General features: G+C 66.8%; 19 protein-coding genes and 2 tRNA genes. 12 read left to right on the top strand and 9 right to left on the bottom strand.

Translation table 11 applies throughout. The features are described 5' to 3' along the window. Window positions 1-151: 151 nt before the first annotated feature. Entirely contained in the window at window positions 152-1933 is a 1782-nt protein-coding gene (locus ACK4SV_RS14760; protein WP_409918607.1) for a sulfatase-like hydrolase/transferase, read from the top strand. Window positions 1934-2020: 87 nt separating this feature from the next. Beyond that, window positions 2021-3679 (top strand): sulfatase-like hydrolase/transferase, encoded by a 1659-nt coding sequence (locus ACK4SV_RS14755; RefSeq protein WP_409918606.1) that lies wholly within the window; start codon window positions 2021-2023, stop codon window positions 3677-3679. Here ACK4SV_RS14755 and ACK4SV_RS14750 read toward each other — a convergent pair. The 5 genes from ACK4SV_RS14750 to ACK4SV_RS14730 form a co-directional block, all read right to left on the bottom strand. Next, window positions 3664-4578: an SUMF1/EgtB/PvdO family nonheme iron enzyme gene (locus ACK4SV_RS14750; RefSeq protein WP_409918605.1), complete on the bottom strand. Its 915-nt coding sequence runs from the start codon at window positions 4576-4578 to the stop codon at window positions 3664-3666. The two genes, ACK4SV_RS14755 and ACK4SV_RS14750, sit on opposite strands and share 16 nt — an antisense overlap. Next, complete coding sequence (locus tag ACK4SV_RS14745) at window positions 4575-5204, bottom strand: TetR/AcrR family transcriptional regulator (protein WP_409918604.1); 630 nt, start codon at window positions 5202-5204, stop codon at window positions 4575-4577. Before ACK4SV_RS14745 ends, ACK4SV_RS14750 begins: the two co-directional genes overlap by 4 nt. A 36-nt stretch (window positions 5205-5240) precedes the next feature. Then, window positions 5241-6329: an MBL fold metallo-hydrolase gene (locus ACK4SV_RS14740; RefSeq protein WP_409918603.1), complete on the bottom strand. Its 1089-nt coding sequence runs from the start codon at window positions 6327-6329 to the stop codon at window positions 5241-5243. Further along, window positions 6326-7609 carry a DsbA family protein gene (locus ACK4SV_RS14735; protein ID WP_409918602.1) on the bottom strand — a complete coding sequence of 428 codons (1284 nt, stop codon included), beginning with the start codon at window positions 7607-7609 and terminating at the stop codon, window positions 6326-6328. Before ACK4SV_RS14735 ends, ACK4SV_RS14740 begins: the two co-directional genes overlap by 4 nt. 158 nt (window positions 7610-7767) lie before the next feature. After that, window positions 7768-7841 (bottom strand) — tRNA-Gly (locus ACK4SV_RS14730). Between the two features lie 173 nt (window positions 7842-8014). Here ACK4SV_RS14730 and ACK4SV_RS14725 point away from each other — a divergent pair. Further along, window positions 8015-9178: an acyltransferase family protein gene (locus ACK4SV_RS14725; RefSeq protein ID WP_409918601.1), complete on the top strand. Its 1164-nt coding sequence runs from the start codon at window positions 8015-8017 to the stop codon at window positions 9176-9178. A 44-nt stretch (window positions 9179-9222) separates the two neighbouring features. Here the strand turns inward: ACK4SV_RS14725 and ACK4SV_RS14720 are convergent. Then, window positions 9223-9306: transfer RNA gene (locus ACK4SV_RS14720), tRNA-Tyr, on the bottom strand. Between the two features lie 109 nt (window positions 9307-9415). On the opposite strand from ACK4SV_RS14720, the gene ACK4SV_RS14715 reads away from it, so the two are divergent. From ACK4SV_RS14715 to ACK4SV_RS14700, 4 genes are all read left to right on the top strand, one after another. Next, window positions 9416-10234: a TrmH family RNA methyltransferase gene (locus ACK4SV_RS14715; protein WP_409918600.1), complete on the top strand. Its 819-nt coding sequence runs from the start codon at window positions 9416-9418 to the stop codon at window positions 10232-10234. Window positions 10235-10279: 45 nt separating this feature from the next. Continuing rightward, window positions 10280-11176 carry a hypothetical protein gene (locus ACK4SV_RS14710; protein WP_409918599.1) on the top strand — a complete coding sequence of 299 codons (897 nt, stop codon included), beginning with the start codon at window positions 10280-10282 and terminating at the stop codon, window positions 11174-11176. A gap of 43 nt (window positions 11177-11219) precedes the next feature. Continuing rightward, the gene (locus ACK4SV_RS14705; protein ID WP_409918598.1) at window positions 11220-11945 is read left to right on the top strand and encodes a class I SAM-dependent methyltransferase; all 726 of its coding nucleotides are present in this window, start codon (window positions 11220-11222) and stop codon (window positions 11943-11945) included. Window positions 11946-12041: 96 nt separating this feature from the next. Further along, window positions 12042-12905: a class I SAM-dependent methyltransferase gene (locus ACK4SV_RS14700; protein WP_409918597.1), complete on the top strand. Its 864-nt coding sequence runs from the start codon at window positions 12042-12044 to the stop codon at window positions 12903-12905. A 322-nt stretch (window positions 12906-13227) separates the two neighbouring features. Here ACK4SV_RS14700 and ACK4SV_RS14695 read toward each other — a convergent pair whose 3' ends face one another. The 3 genes from ACK4SV_RS14695 to ACK4SV_RS14685 are packed head-to-tail and all read right to left on the bottom strand — an operon-like array spanning window position 13228 to window position 15915. Beyond that, on the bottom strand, window positions 13228-14400 hold the full coding sequence (locus tag ACK4SV_RS14695) for an acyl-CoA dehydrogenase family protein (RefSeq protein ID WP_409918596.1): 1173 nt from the start codon (window positions 14398-14400) through the stop codon (window positions 13228-13230). A 55-nt stretch (window positions 14401-14455) separates the two neighbouring features. Continuing rightward, window positions 14456-15622, bottom strand: coding sequence for an FAD-dependent oxidoreductase (locus tag ACK4SV_RS14690; protein WP_409918595.1), 1167 nt, complete (start codon window positions 15620-15622; stop codon window positions 14456-14458). A 50-nt stretch (window positions 15623-15672) separates the two neighbouring features. Further along, the gene (locus ACK4SV_RS14685; RefSeq protein ID WP_409918594.1) at window positions 15673-15915 is read right to left on the bottom strand and encodes a hypothetical protein; all 243 of its coding nucleotides are present in this window, start codon (window positions 15913-15915) and stop codon (window positions 15673-15675) included. Between the two features lie 227 nt (window positions 15916-16142). Between ACK4SV_RS14685 and ACK4SV_RS14680 the strand changes: the two genes are divergently transcribed. The 5 genes from ACK4SV_RS14680 to ACK4SV_RS14660 all read left to right on the top strand — a co-directional run. Next, entirely contained in the window at window positions 16143-17213 is a 1071-nt protein-coding gene (locus tag ACK4SV_RS14680) for an extracellular solute-binding protein (RefSeq protein WP_409918593.1), read from the top strand. A 53-nt stretch (window positions 17214-17266) separates the two neighbouring features. Beyond that, window positions 17267-18832 (top strand): ABC transporter permease, encoded by a 1566-nt coding sequence (locus tag ACK4SV_RS14675; protein ID WP_409918592.1) that lies wholly within the window; start codon window positions 17267-17269, stop codon window positions 18830-18832. A gap of 11 nt (window positions 18833-18843) precedes the next feature. Beyond that, on the top strand, window positions 18844-19839 hold the full coding sequence (locus ACK4SV_RS14670; RefSeq protein WP_409918591.1) for an ABC transporter ATP-binding protein: 996 nt from the start codon (window positions 18844-18846) through the stop codon (window positions 19837-19839). 96 nt (window positions 19840-19935) lie between these two features. After that, the gene (locus ACK4SV_RS14665) at window positions 19936-21369 is read left to right on the top strand and encodes a M48 family metalloprotease (RefSeq protein ID WP_409918590.1); all 1434 of its coding nucleotides are present in this window, start codon (window positions 19936-19938) and stop codon (window positions 21367-21369) included. Between the two features lie 81 nt (window positions 21370-21450). Continuing rightward, on the top strand, window positions 21451-22089 hold a 639-nt coding region (locus ACK4SV_RS14660; protein WP_409918589.1), incomplete at its 3' end, for a DsbA family protein.

Here is a 22089-nt window from a genome sequence, read left to right as displayed (position 1 = left end):
TGATCCCCTGAAGCCCCTCAGCCCCGACCCTTACTCCCTTACTGTTTCGGAAGTGTCAAACCGGCGGGAATTGCCTCCGGAACTCGTCCCGCAATTGACACTCTGCGTGCCAGATATACGAATGACAGCAAAAAACGCTCCGGGGAGACGCATGCAGATAACACCCATTTCGCGCAGCCTTGCGCTCGCCGCGCTCTGCCTCGCCGCGCTGGTCTTCCCTGCTCCGGCGGAAGAAGCGCCCGGACGGCCCAACATCGTCATCCTGCTGGCAGATGATGTCGCCTTCATGGACCTCGGCATCTATGGCGGCGAAGCGCGCACCCCCAATATCGACGCCCTCGCCCGGCGCGGCGCGCTGTTCACCGGCTACCGCACCTCGCCGCTCTGTGCCCCTTCGCGCGCGATGCTGCTGACCGGTATCGACAGCCACCTGACCGGCGTTGCCACCATCCCCGAAGTCCTGACCGAGGAACAGAAAGGCCAGCCTGGCTATACCATGGCGCTGGAGCCCGGAATCGCCACGCTCGCCGCCCGCCTGAAAGCCGCCGGCTACCGTACACTGATGACCGGAAAATGGCATCTCGGCAGCCGCGCAGAGGACCTTCCCCCAGCCCATGGCTTCGACCGGAGTTTCGCGCTCGATGCGTCGGGCGCCGACAATTGGGAAGACAAGTCCTACATGCCCTATTATGCCGACGCGCCCTGGTTCGAGGACGGACGGCCCGCCCGCCTGCCGAAGGATTTCTATTCCTCCGATTTCGTCGTCGACCGGATGCTCGATTATCTCGGCGCGACGCCCGCGGAGGCGCCCTTCTTCGCCTATCTGAGCTTCCTTGCCGTCCATATTCCGGTGCAGGCGCCCGCACATCTCACCGCCGGCTATGCCGGCACCTATGATGAGGGCTGGCACGCCCTGCGCGAGGCCCGCTGGCAGCGCGCCCAGGCGCTCGGCTACATCCCCGAAGGCGCCCCGCTCCAGTCCATGCCGGAGCGCTTCCGGAGCTGGGACGCGATGCCGGAAGACGAACGCGCCGTCTACGCCGCCCGGATGCAGGTCAATGCCGCGATGCTGGAAGCGATGGACCTTGCCATCGGCCGCTTTGTCGAGGCGCTGAAAGCGAGCGGTGAGTATGACAACACCCTTTTCATCATGACCTCCGACAACGGGCCGGAGCCCTCGCGCGGCGATGATGACCACCGCCTTGCCTTCTGGATGCGGATGAATGGCTACCATATCGGCATTGATGGCATCGGCGAGCGCGGGTCCTGGGGCTTCATTGGCCCGGAATGGGCGATGGCGGCGGCCTCACCCTTCGACCTCTTCAAGTTCCATGGCTCCGAAGGCGGCATCCGGGTCCCGATGGTCCTCGCCGGCCCCGGCGTGCCGGCGGGCGCACGTGTCGACAGCTTCAGCTTCGTCACCGACCTTGCCCCGACGCTGCTCGACCTTGCCGGCGTGCCGCTCGCGCAGGACGGCGCCAAGGACATTACCGGGCGCAGCCTCGTGCCCGTGCTGACAGGCGCGGCGGAGCATACCTATGGGCCCGATGAAGCCGTCGGCATCGAAGTCTCCGGCAATGCCGCCATCTATCTCGGCCGGTGGAAGATCACCCGCAACCAGCTTCCGAATGGCGACGGCACATGGCGTCTCCATGACCTTGAAACCGATCCCGGCGAAACACGCGACCTCGCCGCCGATGAGCCGGAAGTGATGGCCCGGATGCTCGCCGCCTATGATGCCTATGCCGCCCGCGTCGGCGTCATCGAAGTGCCGCCCGGTTATAACAGCCGCGCCCAGATCGTGCGCAATACCGAGGCCCGCCAGTTGCAGCGCCTCCTGCCCTGGCTGATCGCGGGCGGGTTCGGCGCCATCCTGCTGATCGCCGGGCTCATCTTCGCCCTCTCCCGCCTCATGCGCCGCCGCCGCACCTGACGCCGGGAAGCCTTGACGCGGAGAGGTATTGGCAGTCTTATTGTCAATAGAAAGCCGCAAAGACCGGCTCGGCTGGGGGAGAGGCAGATGTGGCGCAAGGTCCTGATCATCCTGGCAATTGTGCTGATCGCCGGCGCGGGCCTTGCCTGGCTGAACCGCAAGGCGATCATCCTTTACCTGGTTGCGACCCGTGCCAAGGATGAGGTCGGCCCCCATCAGCCCATCACATGGGCTGCCGGGCCCGCCGCGCCGGACCAGCCCCTCGCGGAGCGCCCGCCCAACATCATCTTCATCCTCGCTGACGACCTTGGCATCAACGACATCTCCACTTTCGGCGGCGGCGTCGCGGGCGGGCGGGTGCCCACCCCGAACATCGACCGGCTTGCCGCCTCCGGTGCCATCTTCCGCACCGCCTATTCCGGCACGGCGACGTGTGCGCCCTCGCGCGCAATGCTGATGACCGGGCGCTACCCCACCCGCACCGGATTTGAATTCACCCCGACCCCGGACGGTATGGGCCGTATCGTCAAACTCTTCGAGGACCGCAGCGACCCCCGCCGCCCCCGGATCGAGCTTGACCGCGCCGCCACCGAAACCCGCCTGCCTTTCCTTGAGCAGGGCCTGCCGCCCGAGGAAATCACGCTGCCAGAAATCCTGTCCGCCCACGGATATCACACCGTGCATATCGGGAAGTGGCATCTCGGCTATGGCGACTCGCGGCCCCGCGCGCAGGGCTTTGCCGAAAGCCTCGACATGGCGAGCGGGTTGCACCTGCCCGAAGATCATCCGGATACGGTCAATGCCTATCTTCCGTTTGACCCGATCGACACATTCCTCTGGGCGCGGATGCAATACGCCGCACGCTTCAATGATGGTCCTCTGATGGAGCCCGGCGGCTATCTCGCCGATTGGTGGACGGACGAATCCCTAAAAGTCATCGACGCCAACGCGAACCGGCCTTTCTTCCTCTATCTCGCCCATTGGGGCGTGCACACACCGCTGCAGGCAACGCGCGAGGATTATGACGCCGTCGGCGATATCGAACCGCACCGCCTGCGTGTCTATGCGGCCATGGTCCGCTCCATCGACCGCAGCGTCGGGCGCATCCTCGACAAGCTGGACGAAGCCGGCCTTGCCGAAAACACGATCATCGTCTTCTCCTCCGACAATGGCGGGGCGGGCTATCTCGGCCTGCCGGAGATCAACGCGCCTTTTCGCGGCTGGAAGATCAGCCTGTTCGAGGGCGGCATAAGGGTCCCGATGTTCGTCCGCTGGCCGGGCCGCATCCCGGAAGGCACAGTGATCGACACCCCCGTCGCGCATGTCGATGTCATGCCGACGCTCGTGCGCGCTGCCGGCGCCGCGTTGCCCGAAGGCGTCCCCATCGACGGCCAGGACATCCTCCCCGAAGCCACCGGCGAAGGCCGGATTGAGCGCCTGGACGACGCCATCTTCTGGTCGAGCGGCTATTACAAGGTCGTGCGCGCCGGCGGCTGGAAACTCCAGGTCCATGAACGCCAGCAGCAAACCTGGCTGTTCAACCTCAATGACGACCCGACCGAACAGGTCAACCTCGCCGAGGCCGAGCCCGCAAAGCGCGCCGAGCTGGAAGCCCTGATTGCGGCCCACTGGAGCGGCGCCCGCCCGCCGCTTTATCCGTCCACGGCAAACCTGCCGGTTCTCATCGACAAGACCCTCGCCGACCCCTACGAGCCCGGTGACGAATACATCTACTGGCCGAACTGATCGTCCGCCTCCGGAATATCCTTCACGATCCGGAACCCGATATGGTTGGTGGAGAAATCCGCCTCCTGCGGCTGGCGCGCCGCCGGGCGGTAGCGCCGGCAGAAATTCGGCGCGCACAGGTATGAGCCACCCTTGATCGTGTAGGTGGCCGCATCAAACGGCGTCTCGGTCCACTCCCAGACATTGCCGATCATGTCGTAAAGCCCCAGACGCCCGGCAGCAAAACATCCCACCGGCGCTGCGCCCTGAAAGCCGTCTGCGCCGGTATCATGCAGCGGGAAAATCCCCTGCCATGTATTGGCAAGATAATCACCCGCCGCCCCATGCGCGCCGGAACCCTCGCGCGAAGGATCGGGCAGGTTGAGGCGCGCGGCATGTTCCCATTCGGCTTCATCCGGCAGGCGCCCGCCCGCCCAGGCCGCATAGGCGCGCGCATCATTCAGCGACACATGCACCACCGGATAGCTGCCCCGGCCTTCAATGTCAGACCCCGGGCCTTCCGGGCTGCGCCAGGTCGCGCCCTCGACCAGCTCCCAGGGATCAGGCCGGCTGCGCGCCTCGCCCGGCATCCGGAACACCGCCGACCCGGCGCCCGGGCGCGCATGCTCGGCATCCGTCACATGCGCCGTCGCCGCCACGAATTCCGCAAACTGATCATTCGTCACTTCATGCGTCTGTATACGGAAGGCGGAAACCTGCAGCGCCGGACGCCCGGCCTCCTCCGGATAAAGCACGTCCACCGGCGCCGGCAGTTGCCCCGCCGGTACGGTCACGAAGCCGCCTATCCCGTCCGCCGCCCCAAGGCAGGACGGCCCATCCGCCTGAACCGCCCCCCGGTCCCCGCATCCTGCGACCAGCCCCAGCACCGCGCCTGCCGCCGCCGCGAGGCACCGTCTCATTTTCCCGCCACCAGCTGGCGCACGGTCAGCGCCATCACCGCCTCGGCTTCTTCCGGGCTGAGGTCCTGGTCCTGCCGCAGCCGGCGCCAGGCATTGAAACTGACCGCCAGTTCCAGCGCGGCGAACAGCTGCCGGTCCTCATGGATCGCGGCCGGCAGGACAGCTTTCAGCCCCGTGCGCTCCATCAGCGTATTTCGGCGGTAATTGTCCATCAGGTAAATTGAGTTGAACCGGCGGAGATTGCCGGCAATCCTGTAAGGCATGATCTCATGATAGAGCGCCGCCCGCCGCTTCACGATCTCCTCCAGCCGCCCGCGCCAGTCGCGCGAAACGAAGGGCGTCATGATCGTCGGCAGGATCTTCGCCTCGATATGCGCCACCATTTCCCGGTGCAGCGTGTCCATGTCGTCAAAATGCCGGAACACCGTGCGCAGGCCCACGCCCGCCCGCTCGGCCACCGCAGCGGCGGCCGGGTCCACATCGCCCTCGCGGATCAGGTCCAGCATGGCCGTAATGATCTGCTCGCGGCTGCGCTCGCTGCGCAGGCGCCGGCCATCCGTCGCTTCGGAGGCTTCGCCGTCCGGTTCATGGCCGTGAGGCAGCTTGACGATCTTTCCGCCGGTCATGTCTGTTTCCTTGCATGGTCCCCGCGTCTCCGCCACTCACCGGAACAGGGGGGTATAGCTCACCCTGTCGCTTCCTTCCGGCAGGCTGACAAGGAGTCCGTCGCGGGCAAGCGTCAATTTGCCCTGATAGCCCCTCCCCGCCTCCCCGATAAACCGCCGGTCGAGCATTCGTGACGGCAGCGGCGGCACGATATGCACCAGCACGAGGTGGCCCACCCCCGCCTCTGTCGCCGCGCGCACAGCGTCCGCCGGGCTCGCATGATAGTCCAGGATATCCGCAAACACAGTCGCCAGCCGGTCTGCCCCGCGGGCTGCGGCCGCCTCGCTCATCGCGCGCACCATGTCCGGCTCCAGCGCCTCATGCAGCAGCAGATCCGCCCCGCGCGCGATGCCGACAAGCCCCGGATGGTAAACCGTATCGCCGCTGATCACAGCCGAGCGCCCGCGATAATCGATCCGGAACCCGAAGGCCGGCTCCACCGGCGCATGGTCGACCGCGAAGGCCACGATCTTCAGGTCGGCATCCTCCAGCAACACCGCCTGCGCCCCCGGCCCGGCGGGCAGGCGCACTTCCGCGGCCGCCCCGCCAAAGCCCGCCGGATCGGCAATCCCCACCCCATGATGCGCCGTGCGGTATCCCGAATCGATCCGGTAGGCCGCATTGAAACCTGCGACCACCTCCGACGTGCCCACCGGTCCGGTCACGGTCAGCGGCTCTGTGCGCCCGCCCGCGATCCAGGCCTGCATCAGCGTCTCGCCCAGCCCGTCGATATGATCGGAATGCAGATGGGTGAGGTAGATGCCTTCCAGCTTCCCGGTCGGAAACCCCATCCGCGCCAGGTTGCGCGCCCCGCCGGAGCCTGCATCGATCAGGAACGCCCGCTCGCCCGCCAGGATGCCAAGGCACGGTCCCGCCCGATAAGGATCCGGCATCGGCGAGCCTGCCCCGCAGACAAACACATGCAACCCATCCGGCAATTCCGTGCTGCGGTCGCGCGCAATATTCTCGGACAAGGCCCGGCGGAATGCCATCTCGGCGATCTGCGGCTGCAACAGATGCAGGCCGCCCAGGACAACCGCGCCGGCAAGCGCCACAATCATCAGCCCCCGGATAATCCACCTCATTGGTTCCCCTCCGGCAGCGCCTTCAGCGCCGCCTCTGCTACCCACAAACGGTCCTGCCCCCAGGCCGCCACATCGCCCACGCGCACACAAGGCACGCCCCAGAGGCCCATCGCCATCATCTCCGCGCGGTTAGCCTCAGCCTCGGCGCGCCAGTCATCATTGCCGATCAGGCCCCGCGCCGCGCCCCAATCAAGCCCTGCCGCCTCGACAATCCGGCACAGCCCCGCATCCGAGCCCGCATCCACCCCATTGGCCCAGACCGCCCGCATGAAGGCCAGCACAAACTCAAACCCCCGCCCTTCAGTCCGCGCCCAGGGCAGCAGCGAATAGCCCCGCTCGACCGGCCGGCCCACCGGGTCGGCAATCCGCCCGAACGGCACACCCGCCCGGCGCGCCTCCCGCGCCGTATCCAGCGTGAAATACATCTGTTTCGCGCGCGGCACCGGCAGCCCGCGCATCACCATCGGCAGCACGAAGCGCAGCTTCAGCTCCGCCCCATATGCATCGGCTAATGCTTTAACCCGCTCCGCCGCAATATACGTGTACGGACTTCTGAAGGAGAGATACCAGTGCAGCTCCGCGCCCGCCTTTCGTCCGCCCCCGGAAGGAACAAGCGGCGGCGCATAGACCGGCCCCGGCGCTCCGCCGAAACGCCGCGCGCCCAGCGCCTCCAGCCGCGCTTCCAGGTAATGCAGCCGGTCGAACCCCCAATACCATTCGCCGCCATACTGGATCATCCCGGACATGAAATGGCCAAGCGAGGCGCGCGCGGCTTCCCCCGCCGCTATCGCTGCGCCGGCTTCCGCTGCCGGGCCTTCGCCGATGGGGCGCCCTGACCAAAGGTGATCGCCAATCTCGCGCGCGAGGCTGACCCAGCCCGGCGACCCCAGCGCGCCCGCCAGCCGCCGCTGCGCCTCTTCCAGCGCAACCGGTTCCGGCTGCCCGCCCGGATCGGTGAATGACAGCCCCGCCGCCGAAGCAAGCCGCGCCGCATCGAGGCGCGCATAGGCCACCAGCTTCGCCCGCTCCGGCGCCGCCCAGTCTGCCGGCGGGCCCACCAGATGCGGCACAAGCTCGATCTCATAGCGCGCCGCGACCTGTTCCAGCGCCTGCACGGCGAGATGCGAATACGGGTCATCCACCTGATGGAAATAGCGCACGACATGCGCCGCGCCCGTCTTCTGCCGCGCTGCCTCAGCCTTGGCGCGCAGGGAGGCTTCCCGCCGCGCGCTCGTCAGATGCCCCGTGACAACCGACTGGATCACCGATTTCACCGACATGCACGCCCTGCCCCAGACTATCGGCCCAGACTATTGGCACAAACTATGCCGATTTCTGCCGCGCGCGGCAAGCATCAGGCAAAGAAGATCTTGCCGAAGCCGCCATATAAGGCGGTTCGAAGCCTGAATGGCCGTCAGTTGAAGGGGCTGGGGAGGGCTGGAGCGGGTAGACGGAATCGAACCGACATACTCAGCTTGGAAGGCTGCTGCACTACCATTGTGCTATACCCGCCCGCTGCCGCCTTCCTGATATGGGCGATCGGCCGCGCAAACAAGCGCGGGTTGCAGATTTTTGCGGCCAGAGCCCTCTCCCCCAAGCCTCGTAACACTTCTGGCAGCTGCATGGGCCGGGCTGGCACACAACTTGCTGCCCCGCCCGGACAAGCCCCGACTGAAAGCCGCGACATGCAGCAGCCCTCCCCTGACCGCGCGGCAACGGAAATCGCCGGCAAGCGCCAGATGGCGGGCCTCAGGTTTGAGGGGCTGGACGCCGCCCGGGGCATCGGCGCGCTGCTGGTCGTGTTCGGCCACTATAATTTCGAGATGTGGCCGGAGCGGCATTTCTTTACCAACCAGTCCAGCGGCTATCTCGTCGTCGATGTCTTCTTCATGCTGTCGGGCTTCGTTCTGGCACATGCCTTCTTCGACCGGCCGGAATTCCGCTTCCGGGACTATGCCGCCAAGCGCATTTTCCGGCTCTGGCCGCTGCATATGGCAACCCTGATGGCGTTCGCCGTCCTGATGCTGTGGAACGCAGACCCGGTCAGCCTCAAGGGCTTCGCGCTGAACGCAATGATGCTGCACAATGTCGGCGTTGGCGACTTGAGCATGGTCGGCTTTAATTACCCGTCCTGGTCCATCTCGGTGGAGTTCGTCTCCAATCTCGTGATCGGGGCGCTGCTGATCGCTGTCCCCGGGCGCTGGCTCGGCAATGTCATGCTCGCCGGCATCTGCATTGTCTCGGCTGCGATCCTCTTCGCCACGGTCCCGCATCTCGACCGGCAGCTGCAGAACGTGTTCGGCGGGGTCAATACCGGCCTCCTACGCGGCTTTGTGAGCTTTCCGCTCGGCATCCTCGCCTACCGCTTCTTCAGCGCCCAGCGGGGCTGGTTCGAGCAGACATCCATCGCCCGCACCGTCCTGATCGGCCTTGCGATCCTCCTCTTCTTCACGACGCTCTGCATCCCCGGACGCAGCAAGGCAGATATCGCCTACCTGCCCTTCTATGCCCTGTTCATCACCCTCATCGCCTGTCCCGGCCCCTTCTGGATGGCCGTGTTCAGGCCGTTCCTCTGGCTCGGGAAGATCTCCTTCGCGCTCTACATGGTGCACATGCTGGTCATCAAAGCCATGCGGGAAACCGGCGCCTGGCCGCAGGACTATGCCGCCGGGCTGGCCGCCGTCATCCTCGTCTCGGTCCTGCTTGCCGCGGGCGCGCATTACGGCGTCGAGCGGCCCACCTATGATGTGCTGAACGGGATATGGAGCCGCCGCTTCCGGCCAGGTCCGCGCCGCCGGCCTGCTGCGGACTGGTCAGACGAGGCCCCGCCGGAACAGCGCGTGGCCTGAACCACAGTATAGTCGGCAGAGAAACCTGCGCAGCAGCGCCAGGGTGGTGGAGGGAGCTGGATTCGAACCAGCGTACCTTGCGGACCAGATTTACAGTCTGGCGGATTTAACCACTCTCCCATCCCTCCACGGGACCCTGCCGCAGGCGCCCGTTTGACGCCGCCGCAAAGGCGCTTCACAAGGGCAGCCCAGCTGCCGCCGATCCACGCCGGAAGCGGCCTTATAAGGATGAACCTGATGCGGCGCAACCATGCAAAGCGGCGCCCGGCGCAGGCGGACGCACCCCGCCCCGGCGCTGCAGAAAGACCCGCCTTTTCAAGGCGCGAGACCCGCGATGACGGGGAAGGCCCGCTCTGGCTATGGGGCACCCATGCCGTGCTCGCCGCCCTTGCGAACCCCGCGCGCAGCCTGCACACGCTGCTGGCGACCGAGAACGCGGCGGCAAAACTCGTTTCCCCCCGCCTCGCCCCGCAACTGGTGACGGCGAAGGAACTCGACCACCGCCTGCCCCCCGGCGCGGTGCATCAGGGCATCGCCCTGAAGGCGGATCCGCTGGAAGCAGCCCTCCTTGAAGATGTGATTGCGGAAGGTGCCACCCGCCTCGCCGTGCTCGACCAGGTCTCCGACCCGCACAATCTGGGCGCCATCCTGCGCTCGGCCGCCGCCTTCGGCTTCACCGGCCTTGTCCTGCAGACCCGCAATGCCCCGCCGATTACCGGCGTCGTTGCCAAGAGCGCGGCGGGGGCGGCAGAAACCGTCACCGAAATCCGCGCCGTCAACATCGCCCGCGCGCTCGAGACCCTTGCCGAAGCCGGCTTCCACACGGTGGGCCTCGCCGGCGAAAGCCAGCGGCCGCTGCACATGGCCGTCGCGGGGGCAGAAAAGCTCGCCGTCGTGCTCGGCGCGGAAGGCTCCGGCCTTCGCCCGGCTGTGGCGAAAGCCTGCGCGGAGCTCGCCCGCATCCCCATCTCGGCGCAGATGGAAAGCCTGAACGTCTCCAATGCTGCCGCAATTGCTTTCTATGAAGCTGGGCGCGGCAGTTTCCCGCCGCGCTGAGTTGTGGCTTAACAGAGGCTGGCAAAACCGGGGAGACGCGGAACCATGATGCGCCTGATTTCCATTCTGCTGGTCCTTGCCGGCCTGTTTGCCGCCGGGCTGGGCGTCGCGGCGCTTTTGCCGGCGCAGGCACCGGCCCCTGCCGCCTTCGAGACGCCGCCCCCACCGCCCCCGCCTGCTGCCATTGAGGCGCCGGTGGACGACCCCGCGCTCGACATCGCCGCCGCGCCGCCCCCCGCACCGGCAGAAGCCGAGGCCGGGGACATGGCGCCCGCATCTGCCGGCGAAGCGCCGGAAGCCGTGATGACGGACGAAGACTTCAACTTCCAGCCCATGCTGGAACCTGCCCCGCCACCATCGGTCACAGCGCGCTCCGCGTCGGCGCCGGAAGCAGCCGCCCCGTCCGAAGCGCCCCGCCCCGCCTCAAGATCTTTCGTCGACTCGCTGACGACGGTGCCGATTGCGCATGAAACGCCGCGTTCAGCCGAATACAAACGCGCCTTCGATGTCACCTTCGCCATCAACGCCACCGGCAGCGGCACGGACGCGACCTCCGCCCTGCCCGGACGCGGTGTCATCGAGACCGGCGAAGCGCGGGTGTCAGAGCGCGTCGAAGTGCGCCTCTCCGGCGCGGCCTTCTCGATCACGCCCACCTCGCCGCCGGTGCAGCTGCTCTCGCCCGTCACCGACAATACCTGGCGCTGGTCGGTCATGCCGCTGACGGCGGGCGATCATGAACTCGTCTTCGAGATCTTCGCCATCGACACCGACAATGTCGTGCCGCTGCGCACCTTCCGCGACACGGTGACGGTGCGCGTCTCGGGCCTCAACCATGCCATTGCCTTTGCGGACCAGGCGAACCCCCTCTTCGTCCTGCTGGGCGGGCTCGGGTCACTTCTGGCCGGCATCTTCGGCGTCGTGCGGTTCTTCTCGAAGAAATAACGCATCGGGCCCGTGCCCCTGCATCTGATCGGGAGGAACCGGCATGACGGCGGGCCCTGTCTTCACGCATCACGGTTTCTGCAACATCTGCGAGCGCAGGACCGAGTTCACCGCGCTCTATGACTGGTTCCGCGACCATCTTCTGTGCGCCAGCTGTGGGTCTGTTCCGAGGGAGCGCGCCCTCATGGAGACGATCAAGCGCTACTATCCCAAATTCGCCCGGCTGAAGATCCACGAATCCTCCCCGATTGGCCGGGGCGTGTCGGCGCGCCTCGCAAGGGATTGCCGCAACTATTCATTCAGCCATTACCTGCCGGATACGCCGTTCGGCCAGGTCGATCCCCTTTACAACGCCCGCTCCGAGACGCTCGAGGCCCTGACCTTTGCGGATGGCAGCTTCGATCTCCTCATCACCCAGGATGTCATGGAGCATGTCTTCAATCCGGATGCCGCCTTCCGCGAGATCGCCCGCGTGCTGAAACCCGGCGGCGCCCATATCTTCACGGTGCCGATCACGCGCAAGGGCGACGCCTCGCGCCGCCGCGCCCAGCTCGAACCGGACGGCACGATCACCCATTTCCTTGAGCCGGAGTATCATGGCAGTCCGGTCAGCGTCCGGGGCTCGCTGGTCACCATGGACTGGGGCTACGACATTGTCCGGCACATTCATGAAGCGAGCGGCATGAGCAGCCATATCATCATGATGGACGACCTTGATCGCGGCATCCGGGCCGAACTGATTGATGTCGTGATCAGCTTCAGGCGCTAACGCAGTTTCCGCCCCCCCTTTGGAGGCCGCAGCGTTGTGCGCCGGTGGCCGTTGTGCGACACGGGCGGTGTCTGCATCTTCAACGGGAAGCGCCCGATGATCTTTGAATACGGCTATCCGATCCTTGCCGCCGCCGAACATGCAGCGGCCAGCGGCAATGAAGCGGCGATGTTCGCAAAGCTCCGGCAACTGTCGCTGGATGATTTCGGCCTCCTGATGCTGACCATGCCTGCAGAGGCATTCCCCGCGATGTCGGCCCTGCTGCCCGCGATGGCGTCGGCAGAGGTGCAGCGCAACTGGACCGGCGCCGATGGCACCAACCTGCTCCGCCAGAGCCTCACCTTCACCCGCTCGGTGCGCGCGAAATATGAATCGGTGACCGGGAAGCCGCTCTCCGGCGCGGGCATCCTTGATTATGGCTGCGGCTATGGGCGCCTGCTCCGGCTGATGATGTATTACGCAAACAATGACCAGCTGGCCGGCTGCGATCCGTGGGACGAATCCATCCGGCTGTGCCAGGCCGATGGCTTCAGGTGCCGGCTCGACATTACCGATTACCTGCCGGCGGAGCTGCCCTACAAGCCGGGGGCCTTCGATTTCATCTATGCCTTCTCGGTCTTCACTCACACCTCCCGGCGCGCCAGCGAGACGGCGCTCGCCGCCCTGCGCAAGGTGATCGCCCGCAAGGGCCTACTGGCAATCACCATCCGTCCGCTCGAATACTGGGACATCGACCCGAATTTCAGCAAGCAGGCCGCAAGCCTGCGCCAGCGCCACCGGGAGGAGGGCTTTGTCTTCATGCCCCACAACCGGCCGGCGGTGGACGGGGATGTCACCTATGGCGACACCAGCATGTCGTTCGACTATCTCGACAAGCTCGCCCGGGGATGGAAGCGGATCGGCTATGACCGCTCCCTCGACGATCCCTACCAGATCATCGTGTATCTGAAGCCTGCCTGATCGCGGCCGGCGCCGGTCTGCCGCGCCCTATCCCCCATCCCGGCGCGCCCGGAGGCCCGGATCTGCAGCAGATCGCAGGAAAATGCAGGAATCTTATCCTACACCTCTCCAGCCATGGTATGAAGCCTTCACGTCGCCCGTGCAGGGTATGCACTGGCGGGCGGGGGCGACAGCCCCGGCAGCGGAGACAGGCAGGTCGCGACTGCCTGTGTCAACACTAACCCCATCGCCTGCGGCCTGACCCTGTCTCCGCATGCTACGTACACAGACAAAACCGGAAGGGAACCGCCCTGTCCGGCCTTTCGTGCTGCGGGCAACACGCTCAGTAGCTCTTCGGCAAGCCCAGCACGCGCTCTGCAATGAAGTTCAGGATCATCTCGCGGCTCACCGGGGCAATCCGCGCCAGCATCGCTTCGCGCATCATCCGCTCGACATGGTATTCCTTGGCGTAGCCCATGCCGCCATGCGTCAGCACGGCGGTCTCACACGCCGTAAAGCCAGCCTCAGTCCCCAGATATTTTGCGGCGTTCGCCTCGGCCCCGCACTCCTGCCCCGCATCATAGAGCGCAGCCGCCTTGTAGGCGAGAAGCTCGGCGGCAGAAAGCTCCGCCCACGAACGGGCGAGCGGATGGGCCACGCCCTGGTTCTGGCCGATCGGCCGGCCGAACACGACGCGCTCATTGGCATAACGCGCCGCCCGCTCCAGCGCCGCAAAGCCAAGGCCGACCGATTCCACCGCAAACAGCACCCGCTCCGGGTTCAGCCCCTGCAGCAGGTATTTGAAGCCGTCGCCTTCATTCCCGATCAGGTGTTCCTTGGGCACTTCGAGCCCGTCAATGAACAGCGTGTTGCACTCCACAGCCTTGCGGCCCATCTTCGGGATCGGATTGGCTTCGATCCGTGCACGGTTCAAATCGGTATAGAACAGTGACAGGCCCATATAGGGCTTGGCGCACTGGTCTTTCGGCGTGGTGCGCGCGATGATCAGGATCTTGTCGGCGCGCTGGGCGCCCGTCGTCCAGATCTTCCGTCCAGAGATCACATAGCCGGTATTCGTCCGCTCGGCCTTGGTTTCGAGGCTGGATGTATCCAGCCCCGAATTCGGCTCGGTCACCGCGAAACACATCTTCTCCTGGCCGGAGATGATCTTGGGCAGGTTCTCGCGCTTCAGTTCCGGATTGCCGAACTTCTCCAGCGGCTTCGGCCCGAAGATATTGAGATGGATCGCCGAGGCCCCGGAATAGCCCGCGCCGGTGCGCGTCACGGTCTGCATCATCAGCGCCGCTTCCGTCAGGCCGAGCCCCGCCCCGCCATACTCTTCCGGAAAGGCGATGCCGAGCCAGCCGCCCTTGGCCATCGCATCGCAGAACTCCTCCGGCCAGTCGCCGGTCTCGTCCGTCTTTGCCCAGTAGGCGTCGTCAAACGGCTCCAGCGTCTTTGCCACAGCGTCGCGGATGGCGGCCTGATCTTCGGTCATCGGCTGGATCGTGTGCATCGCGGGTCTCCCTCTGGCGCCGAGACTTAAGGCGCGCGAGGCGGAGCGTCCAGCGTCAGGCCGTCGCGGTATAGGCCCGGCGGGGGGAGAACGTCGCGGCAAGCGCGCCGGCGTCCCGGCCCGTCACGAGATCCGCCATGATGCGCGCCGTGATCGGTGCCAGCAGGATGCCGTTGCGGTAATGGCCGGCGGCGACGAAAAGCCCGGGCGCGGCTGTCTCTCCCAGGAACGGCGCATGGTCCGGCGTGCCCGGGCGCACGCCCGCCCAGCGCTCGGTGACCGGGGCAGCCTCAAGGCCGGGGCAGAGCGCAATCGCGGCCTGGCGCAGCGCCTCGGTCGCCGCCTCATCGGCGCCGTCCGGCACAATGAACGGCTCGACCGTCGCCCCGATCACGACCTGCCCGCCGCGCGGGACAAGGTACACATCGCCCGAGCGCACGACCCGGCCCGGCGTGCCATCGCCTGGGGCGACCGACAGCATCTGCCCGCCATAACAGTCGATATCATCGAGCGCAGTGTCCCAGTTCACGAGGCTGTAGAGGCCGCCGGCTTCCTCGACCTTGATGACTGCCGTCTGCCATCCCGCTGCTGCGATCACCGCGTCATGGCCTTCCAGCACCACCGTGCGGCCCGCCGATTTCAGCGGCGCGGGGCCGGCTCGGAAGCTGGCGAGCGGGCAGGCCTCCAGCGCGCGGATCAGCGCGGCAACGGTGCGGCGGTTGTCCACGCGCGTATCGGTTTCGAGTTCGAGGCCCGAGAGTACCTGCGGCGACAGCGCAGGCTCTGCGCGGCGCAGGCCTGCGCCGTCCAGCATCCGGTGGGCGACACCGCGCGCAGCAAGTGTCTGCGCAATCGCCTCAAGGCGGGCCGCCTCGCGCCCGTCCATCGCCGCCGCCAGCGCCGGGGCCGCCGCATATCCTGAGGCAAGCCCGCTGGCCGCTTCCAGCTCTGCGGCAAAGCCGGGCCAGAGCGCCGCGCTCTCGAGGCAGAGGTCAAAGAGGCGCGGATGCGCGCCCGCCTCGCCGGCGGCCTCAAAGGCCGGGGCGATCATGCCGGCCGCCGCCCAGCTCGCGCCCCGTCCCGGCGCGCCTGTGTCATAAAGGGTCACGGGCACGCCCCGGCGCACTGCCAACTCAAAGCCTATGGACAGGCCGATGATACCCGCGCCGATGATGGCGATGCGGGGCCGGTGGGGGTTCGCGCTGGAAGGTGTCGGCGCCATCGGCCCCGTTTAGGCTGCGGCGCCGTGCCGGGCTAGAGGCGCAAAGCGGATCAGCGCCCGCTGCGCACCCGCCAGAAGTCGCAGAAGGCGTCGGCCATCTCACGGCTCTGGAAAATCAGGTGTTTCAGGCGCCGCCCGGCGGGGCCGAGCCCCGTGCGCACCATCAGGTCAAGCTCGTCAGGTTGGCGGCCCGAATAGGAATCCTGCATTTCGACAAATGCATCGATGGCCTCGGACAGGCGCACATCCATGTCCATGGAACTTACATCGACATCAATGATGACGTCCGTCATGCCCACCCCCGCTGGATCGTTACCAAAAGACTAACAGAACACCGGCTTGCCTAGAAGCCCCTTTCGCAACTGCAACATTCCTGCCACGCGCCTCAGGGATTCCCGGAGGCTTTCAGGAGCCTTTTGGGCAGCTTCTGTTCAAATTCCGGGCAATCCGTCGCGGCAAGAACCAGTTGAGATTCATTCTCAACTATGATTGGGTGCGCGCTCGAAAGGAATTCCTGTTCATGAAACGCATTCTTGCAACTGCCGGGCTGGCGGCCATGCTGGCGGCTCTTCTCGCCGCTTGCGGCGCCCCGGCGACGGCGCCCGAGAGCGAAACCGGCTCTGGTGATACAGCCCCGCCCGCCGGCGCGCTGAATATCTACTCAGCCCGCCATTATGATTCCGACAAGCAGCTCTATGCCGCCTTCGAGGCAGAGACCGGCATCAAGGTGAATGTCCGCGAATCAGGCGCCCCGGAACTTCTGGAAACGATGCGCGCCGAAGGCAGCCGCAGCCCGGCTGATGTCATCATCGCCTCGGATGCCGGCGCCCTTTACCGCTTCCAGCAGGCCGGCTTCACCCAGCCGGTGCGCTCTGCAGCCCTCGAAGCGGCTATCCCTGCGCGCTACCGCGAAGAGAATGGCCACTGGTTCGGCCTGACGAAGCGCGCCCGCATCATCGTGTTCGACCCGCAGCTCCTCTCCGACGCCGAGGTCGACACCTATGCCGACCTTGCCGAGCCGGGCCTGAAAGGCGAGGTGTGCGTGCGGTCCAGCACCAATATCTACAACCTCTCCCTGATGGGCGAGCTGATCGAGCGCAATGGCGCCGACGCCGCCGCCGAATGGGCGAAGGGCGTTGCCGCCAATCTCGCCCGCCCGCCGCAGGGCGGGGATACCGCGCAGATCGAAGCGGTGGCCGCCGGCCAGTGCTCGGCGGCGCTGGTCAATCATTACTACTGGGTGCGCCTCGCCGAAGGCCCGCCGGAAGACCGGCAGAAAACCAGCCGCACGCGCCTCTCCTTCCCGGACCAGGACGGCGCTGGCACGCATATCAACGTCACCGCCGCTGCCGTGGCGGCAAACTCTGCCTCGCCTGAGAATGCCCTGCGCTTCATTGAATTCCTCGCCACCCCGCGCGGCCAGGAACTCCTGACGACCGAGACCAAGGAATTCCCGCTGGTCGAGGGCGCGCCGCTTCCCTCAGGCCTCGAACAGCTCCCCGATTTCCGCCAGAGCGATTTTGCGGTCCAGAACCTCGGCCAGCACCAGGCCGCTGCGCAGGCGATCTTCGACCAGGCAGGCTGGAACTGACCCCGGCCTCCCTGTCCTCTTTACGGATCGCGCCGTCTGCGCTGATCCGCCAAATGCCGGCGGCCCTCGCCGGCATCATCATTTGCCTGCCCGTCATCATGGTGCTCGCCGCAGGCCTCCTCGACGGCGGCGGCGCGGCCTGGACGCACATTCAGGACAACCTGCTGGCACGTTACCTCTCCGGCACGCTTTTCATGCTGGGCCTTACCGGGGCGCTCTGCCTCCTCTTTGCCGTGCCGGCCGCCTGGCTTGTCACCATGTTCCGCTTTCCGGGCCGGGGAGTGTTCGAATGGCTGCTGATCCTGCCCCTGGCCGCGCCGGGATACGTCCTCGCCTTCGCCTGGGCAGACCTTGGCAGCGTCAGCGGCCCGATCCAGACCGGGCTGAGGGACGCCACCGGCTGGTCGGCGCGCGACTACTGGTTCCCGGCGATCAGCTCCCTGCCGGGCCTCTCCTTCGTGCTGGCCTGCACGCTCTATCCTTACGTTTACCTGACCGCGCGGGCAGCCTTCGTCTCGCAATCGGTCTGCACGCTGGAAGCCGCCCGCAGCCTTGGCGCGGGCCCCTCGCGCACCTTCTTCAGCGTGGCGCTGCCCGCCGCCCGCCCGGCGATTGCGGCAGGCCTTGCGCTGGCGCTGATGGAGGCGGCGGCCGATTATGGCGCGGCAGAATTCCTCGGCGTGCCGACGCTGACCTATGGCATCGTGCGGGCGTGGAAGAGTTTCGGCGAGCCTGCTGCTGCCGCGCGCCTCGCCTTCATCCTGATCGCGGTGATCGCCGTGCTGATCGTCACCGAACGCGCTGCACGCGGGCGCGCCGGCATCCAGCAATCCTCAAGCCGCTGGCGCGATATTCCGCGCGTGCCCCTGAAAGGCGCCAAGGCTGCAGGCGCGGTGATCTTCTGCACGCTCCTGTTCCTGTTTGCCTTTGCCTTCCCGGTCAGCCGGCTGGTCTGGCGCAGCCTCGAAGTTGGACGCGGCAGCGCGCCGGTGTTCGACGCGCTCCTCAATTCGGTGATGCTGGCGGGCGCAGGCGCCGCTTTTGCCTTCGTCCTGGCGCTCCTCATTGCACTGGCCGCGCGGGCAAAGAGCCCGGCGGCGCTGTTTGCGCGGGCGAGCGCGGTCTCGGGCTATGCGATCCCCGGCGCGGTGCTGGCCCTTGGCGCGCTGGCGGTGATTGCTGGAACACCGTTCACCCTGTCGGGCGGGGTTGCGCTGGTGGCGCTCGCCTGGGTCTATGCTGCCCGCTTCACTGCCGCCGGGACCGAGCCGATGACGGCCGCCCTCGCCCGCGCGCCCGCTTCGATGGGCCAGGCCGCGCGCAGCCTTGGCGCCGGGCCCGCCCGCCGCGCGCTGGCGGTGGACCTGCCGGTGGCGATGTCAGGAGCAGCAGCCTCGGCGCTGATCCTCTTCGTTGAGGCCTTGAAAGAATTGCCGGCGACGCTGATGCTGAGGCCCTTCAACTGGGACACCCTTGCCGTGCGCGCCTTTGCCTATGCCAGCGACGAACGCCTCGCCGCCGCCGCGCTGCCCTCGCTGATGATTACGCTGGCCGGCCTCGGGCCGGTCATCCTCCTGTCCTGGCAGCTCTCGCGCGCCCGGCCCGGCGCCGCGCCATGAGCGCAGACCGGATGGCTCCCCTGATCGCCAGCGGCGTCACCCGCCGCTATGGCGTGCGCGCGGTGGTGGAGGATGTCTCCCTCACCCTGCCGCCGGGCGAGATCACTGCGCTGCTCGGCGCCTCCGGGGCCGGCAAGTCAACGCTGCTGCGCCTGTTTGCGGGCTTCGAGCCGGTCGAGGCGGGCGAAATCCGGCTCGGCGAGGCGGTGCTCTCGGCCCCCGGCAGGACGGTCGCATCGGAAAAGCGCCGCATCGGGCTGGTCTTCCAGGATTTCGCGCTGTTCCCGCACCTGACAGCGGCCCGCAATGTTGCCTTTGGCCTCAAACATCTCGGCAAGGCGGAGGCAAAGGCGCGCGCGCTCGACTGGCTCGCCCGGTTCGGGCTTTCGGCGCGGGCGAATGCCTATCCGCATGAGCTTTCCGGGGGCGAGCAGCAGCGCGTCGCCATCGCCCGGGCGCTGGCGCCGGAGCCTGCCGCGATCCTGATGGATGAGCCTTTCTCCGGCCTCGACCCCAGCCTGCGCGACAGTGTGCGCGACGCCGCGCTGTCAGCGGTGCGGGAGGCAGGCATCCCCGCGCTGCTGGTGACGCATGACCCGGCCGAGGCGCTGGAACATGCCGGGCGGATCGCGATTCTCGCCCAGGGGCGGCTGTTGCAGGCCGGCCCCTCTGCGGAGGTCTACAGCCGGCCCGCCAGCGCCGCCGTGGCCGCTGCGCTGGGGCAAATCTCGAGCTTTGCGGCAGAGGCCGCTCCCGCCGGGCTGGTTGATCCGCCGGCGCCGGCCGGCAGCCTCGTCTGCGTGCGGCCGGAAGGGGTGATCCTCGACCCGGCTGCGCCTGTGCGCGCCGCCGTCAAAGCCCGGACGCATCAGAAACTGCACCTGCAAGCGGGCGCCATCACGCTGACTGCCTATGCCCCGCCCGGAAGCACCGCCGAGCCCGGCAGCGACACCGGCATCCGGCTCGACCCAAGGTTCACGTTCATCTTCCCGTCAGGTGATGCCTGACATTTCAGTCATACGGATCACAATGGCTCGCCATGAGGGCGGTATGGCCCTAATCTGTTGTCCGGTGACATCCGAACCCAGCCGGGAGCCTTCGCTTTGGCGCGTAACCTGTTGAAATCCTTCGCGGCGCTTGCAGCCTCAGCCTTCCTTGCCCTTGGCGCAAGCGCGCAGGGCCTGATCCGGGATGCCGAGATCGAGGAAATCCTGCGCGAATGGACCGACCCGATCCTTGAGGTTTCCGGCCTCGTGCCGGCCGATGTCGGCCTCTACATCATCAATGATTCCTCGCTGAACGCCTTTGTGGCCAATGGCCAGCGGATCCATATGCATACGGGCCTGCTGATCGCGGCGGAAACGCCGGGGCAGATCAAGGGCGTGATCGCGCACGAGACCTGCCATATCGCCTGCGGCCATACGGTCTCGCGCGGGCGGGCGGCCAGTGTCGCGATGCGCCCGGCGCTGATCTCGATCGGCCTCGGCATCCTCGCCATGGCGGCGGGCGAAGGCGGCGCCGGCGCGGCGCTGATCGGCTCGTCCCAGCAGTTTGCGGCGCTGAACTTCTTCACCCATACCCGCGCCGAGGAAGCCTCCGCCGACGCCCATGCGGTGAAATACCTTGCCGCGCTCGGCCAGTCGCCTTCGGGGATCGTCGAATTCTTCGAGAAATTCCGCTATCAGGAAGTGATGTCGGAAGCCCGGCGCTACCCCTATTTCCGCGCCCACCCGCTGGCCGCCGACCGGATCCGCACGACGCGCATCCTGGCTGAGGCGACCGGCCTGATGGACAAGCCGCCGACCGAGCGGGAACTGCGCCAGTACCAGATGATGCGCGCCAAGCTGATCGGCTTCCTTGATACGCCGGCTAAAGTGCGCCGCGAATATCCCGCGCGCGACACCAGCGCGCCCGCCCGCTATGCCCGCGCCATCTCCGCCTACCGAGCGGCCGATATCCAGGCGGGCCTGCGTGAAATCGACTCCCTGCTGGCAGATGAGCCGGACAATCCGTTCTTCCATGAACTGAAAGGCCAGATGCTGTTCGAGAGCGGGCGCATCGCCGAATCGGTCGAGCCGCACCGCCGCTCGCTGGAGCTGATGCCCGGCCAGCCGCTCCTGCTGATCAACTATGCCCGCTCGCTGAACGCCCGGGGCGAGCCCGGCGATGTGGAGCTTGCCGAGGCGGCCCTGCGCGATTCGATCATTGCTGAGCGCGAGAATGCCTTCGCCTGGGCGCAGCTGGCGATCACACTGGAGAAACAGGGCCGGCGGGCTGAAGCCCAGCTCGCCACCGCCGAGTCCGCCTACTGGGTCGGCGATATCGCCCGCGCCAACATCTTTGCCAAACGCGCCGTCGATCAGCTGGAGCGCGGCACGCCGACCCACCGGCGCGCCGATGACATCCTGCTGATCACCGACCCCAGCAATCCGGACAATCGCCGCTTCTATGAGCGCTACAGCCGCGCCCAGCGGCCGGGCGCGGGAATCGGAATGCGCGACATGCCGTTCGGCGATTTCTCCGCGCGCCGCGAGTAACACCTGCGTGGGTGCGGCCGCCAAGGCTGGACGAGGGGGCGCCTGTGACGCTAAGCGGGGCAGGCTGACTGAGGAGCCGAGATGACCCGCCATGTTTCCACTGCCGCCATCCTGGCCGCGCTTGCCCTGTTCGTCATCCTGCCTGCCTGCAGCCAGGGCGGCGGCTCAAACCGCGCCGACATGGAAAAGGTCGTGCGGGACTATATCCTCGCCAATCCGGAGCTGATCGAGGAAGCCCTCGTCGCGCTGGAGAAGAAGGCCGAGGACGAGAAACGCCAGAACCGGGTGTCCATGATTGCCGAGAACAGCGAGCGCCTGTTCAACCTCGCCAGCGATTTCTCGGTTGGCCCGGCAGACGCCCCGATCACGGTCGTTGAGTTCTTCGACTATCGCTGCGGCTGGTGCAAACGCTCCGCCGCCTGGGTCGCCGGCCTGCCGGAGCTGTATGACGGGCAGGTGCGCGTCGTGTTCAAGGAATTCCCGATCTTCGGCGGCATCAGCGACACGGCGGCGCGCGCCGCCCTCGCTGCTGGCCGGCAGGGCAAATATGTCGAATTCCACCTGGCGCTGATGGAGATTACCTCCAATGACGATCTGATGGATGCAGCGATTGACGGGATCGCCCGCTCGCTCGGGATGGATGTCGCCCGGATGCGCCGTGACATGGAATCGCCTGAAGTGCGCCGCCAGCTGACAGACATGTCCGTGCTTGGCCGCACG

The sequence above is a fragment of the Hyphomonas sp. genome (assembly GCF_046313735.1).
GTDB lineage: Bacteria > Pseudomonadota > Alphaproteobacteria > Caulobacterales > Hyphomonadaceae > Hyphomonas.
Note: the sequence above shows the minus strand (reverse complement) of the source record. Positions and strands in the feature narration are given on the sequence as shown.

What these genes read in the sequence shown, in the direction of transcription:
- ACK4SV_RS14760 (WP_409918607.1), top strand. Translation starts at nt 152, where the DNA reads ATGCAGATAACACCCATTTCGCGCAGCCTTGCGCTCGCCGCGCTCTGC.
- ACK4SV_RS14755 (WP_409918606.1), top strand. Translation starts at nt 2,021, where the DNA reads ATGTGGCGCAAGGTCCTGATCATCCTGGCAATTGTGCTGATCGCCGGC.
- ACK4SV_RS14750 (WP_409918605.1), bottom strand. Translation starts at nt 4,578, where the DNA reads ATGAGACGGTGCCTCGCGGCGGCGGCAGGCGCGGTGCTGGGGCTGGTC.
- ACK4SV_RS14745 (WP_409918604.1), bottom strand. Translation starts at nt 5,204, where the DNA reads ATGACCGGCGGAAAGATCGTCAAGCTGCCTCACGGCCATGAACCGGAC.
- ACK4SV_RS14740 (WP_409918603.1), bottom strand. Translation starts at nt 6,329, where the DNA reads ATGAGGTGGATTATCCGGGGGCTGATGATTGTGGCGCTTGCCGGCGCG.
- ACK4SV_RS14735 (WP_409918602.1), bottom strand. Translation starts at nt 7,609, where the DNA reads ATGTCGGTGAAATCGGTGATCCAGTCGGTTGTCACGGGGCATCTGACG.
- ACK4SV_RS14725 (WP_409918601.1), top strand. Translation starts at nt 8,015, where the DNA reads ATGCAGCAGCCCTCCCCTGACCGCGCGGCAACGGAAATCGCCGGCAAG.
- ACK4SV_RS14715 (WP_409918600.1), top strand. Translation starts at nt 9,416, where the DNA reads ATGCGGCGCAACCATGCAAAGCGGCGCCCGGCGCAGGCGGACGCACCC.
- ACK4SV_RS14710 (WP_409918599.1), top strand. Translation starts at nt 10,280, where the DNA reads ATGATGCGCCTGATTTCCATTCTGCTGGTCCTTGCCGGCCTGTTTGCC.
- ACK4SV_RS14705 (WP_409918598.1), top strand. Translation starts at nt 11,220, where the DNA reads ATGACGGCGGGCCCTGTCTTCACGCATCACGGTTTCTGCAACATCTGC.
- ACK4SV_RS14700 (WP_409918597.1), top strand. Translation starts at nt 12,042, where the DNA reads ATGATCTTTGAATACGGCTATCCGATCCTTGCCGCCGCCGAACATGCA.
- ACK4SV_RS14695 (WP_409918596.1), bottom strand. Translation starts at nt 14,400, where the DNA reads ATGCACACGATCCAGCCGATGACCGAAGATCAGGCCGCCATCCGCGAC.
- ACK4SV_RS14690 (WP_409918595.1), bottom strand. Translation starts at nt 15,622, where the DNA reads ATGGCGCCGACACCTTCCAGCGCGAACCCCCACCGGCCCCGCATCGCC.
- ACK4SV_RS14685 (WP_409918594.1), bottom strand. Translation starts at nt 15,915, where the DNA reads ATGACGGACGTCATCATTGATGTCGATGTAAGTTCCATGGACATGGAT.
- ACK4SV_RS14680 (WP_409918593.1), top strand. Translation starts at nt 16,143, where the DNA reads ATGAAACGCATTCTTGCAACTGCCGGGCTGGCGGCCATGCTGGCGGCT.
- ACK4SV_RS14675 (WP_409918592.1), top strand. Translation starts at nt 17,267, where the DNA reads ATGCCGGCGGCCCTCGCCGGCATCATCATTTGCCTGCCCGTCATCATG.
- ACK4SV_RS14670 (WP_409918591.1), top strand. Translation starts at nt 18,844, where the DNA reads ATGGCTCCCCTGATCGCCAGCGGCGTCACCCGCCGCTATGGCGTGCGC.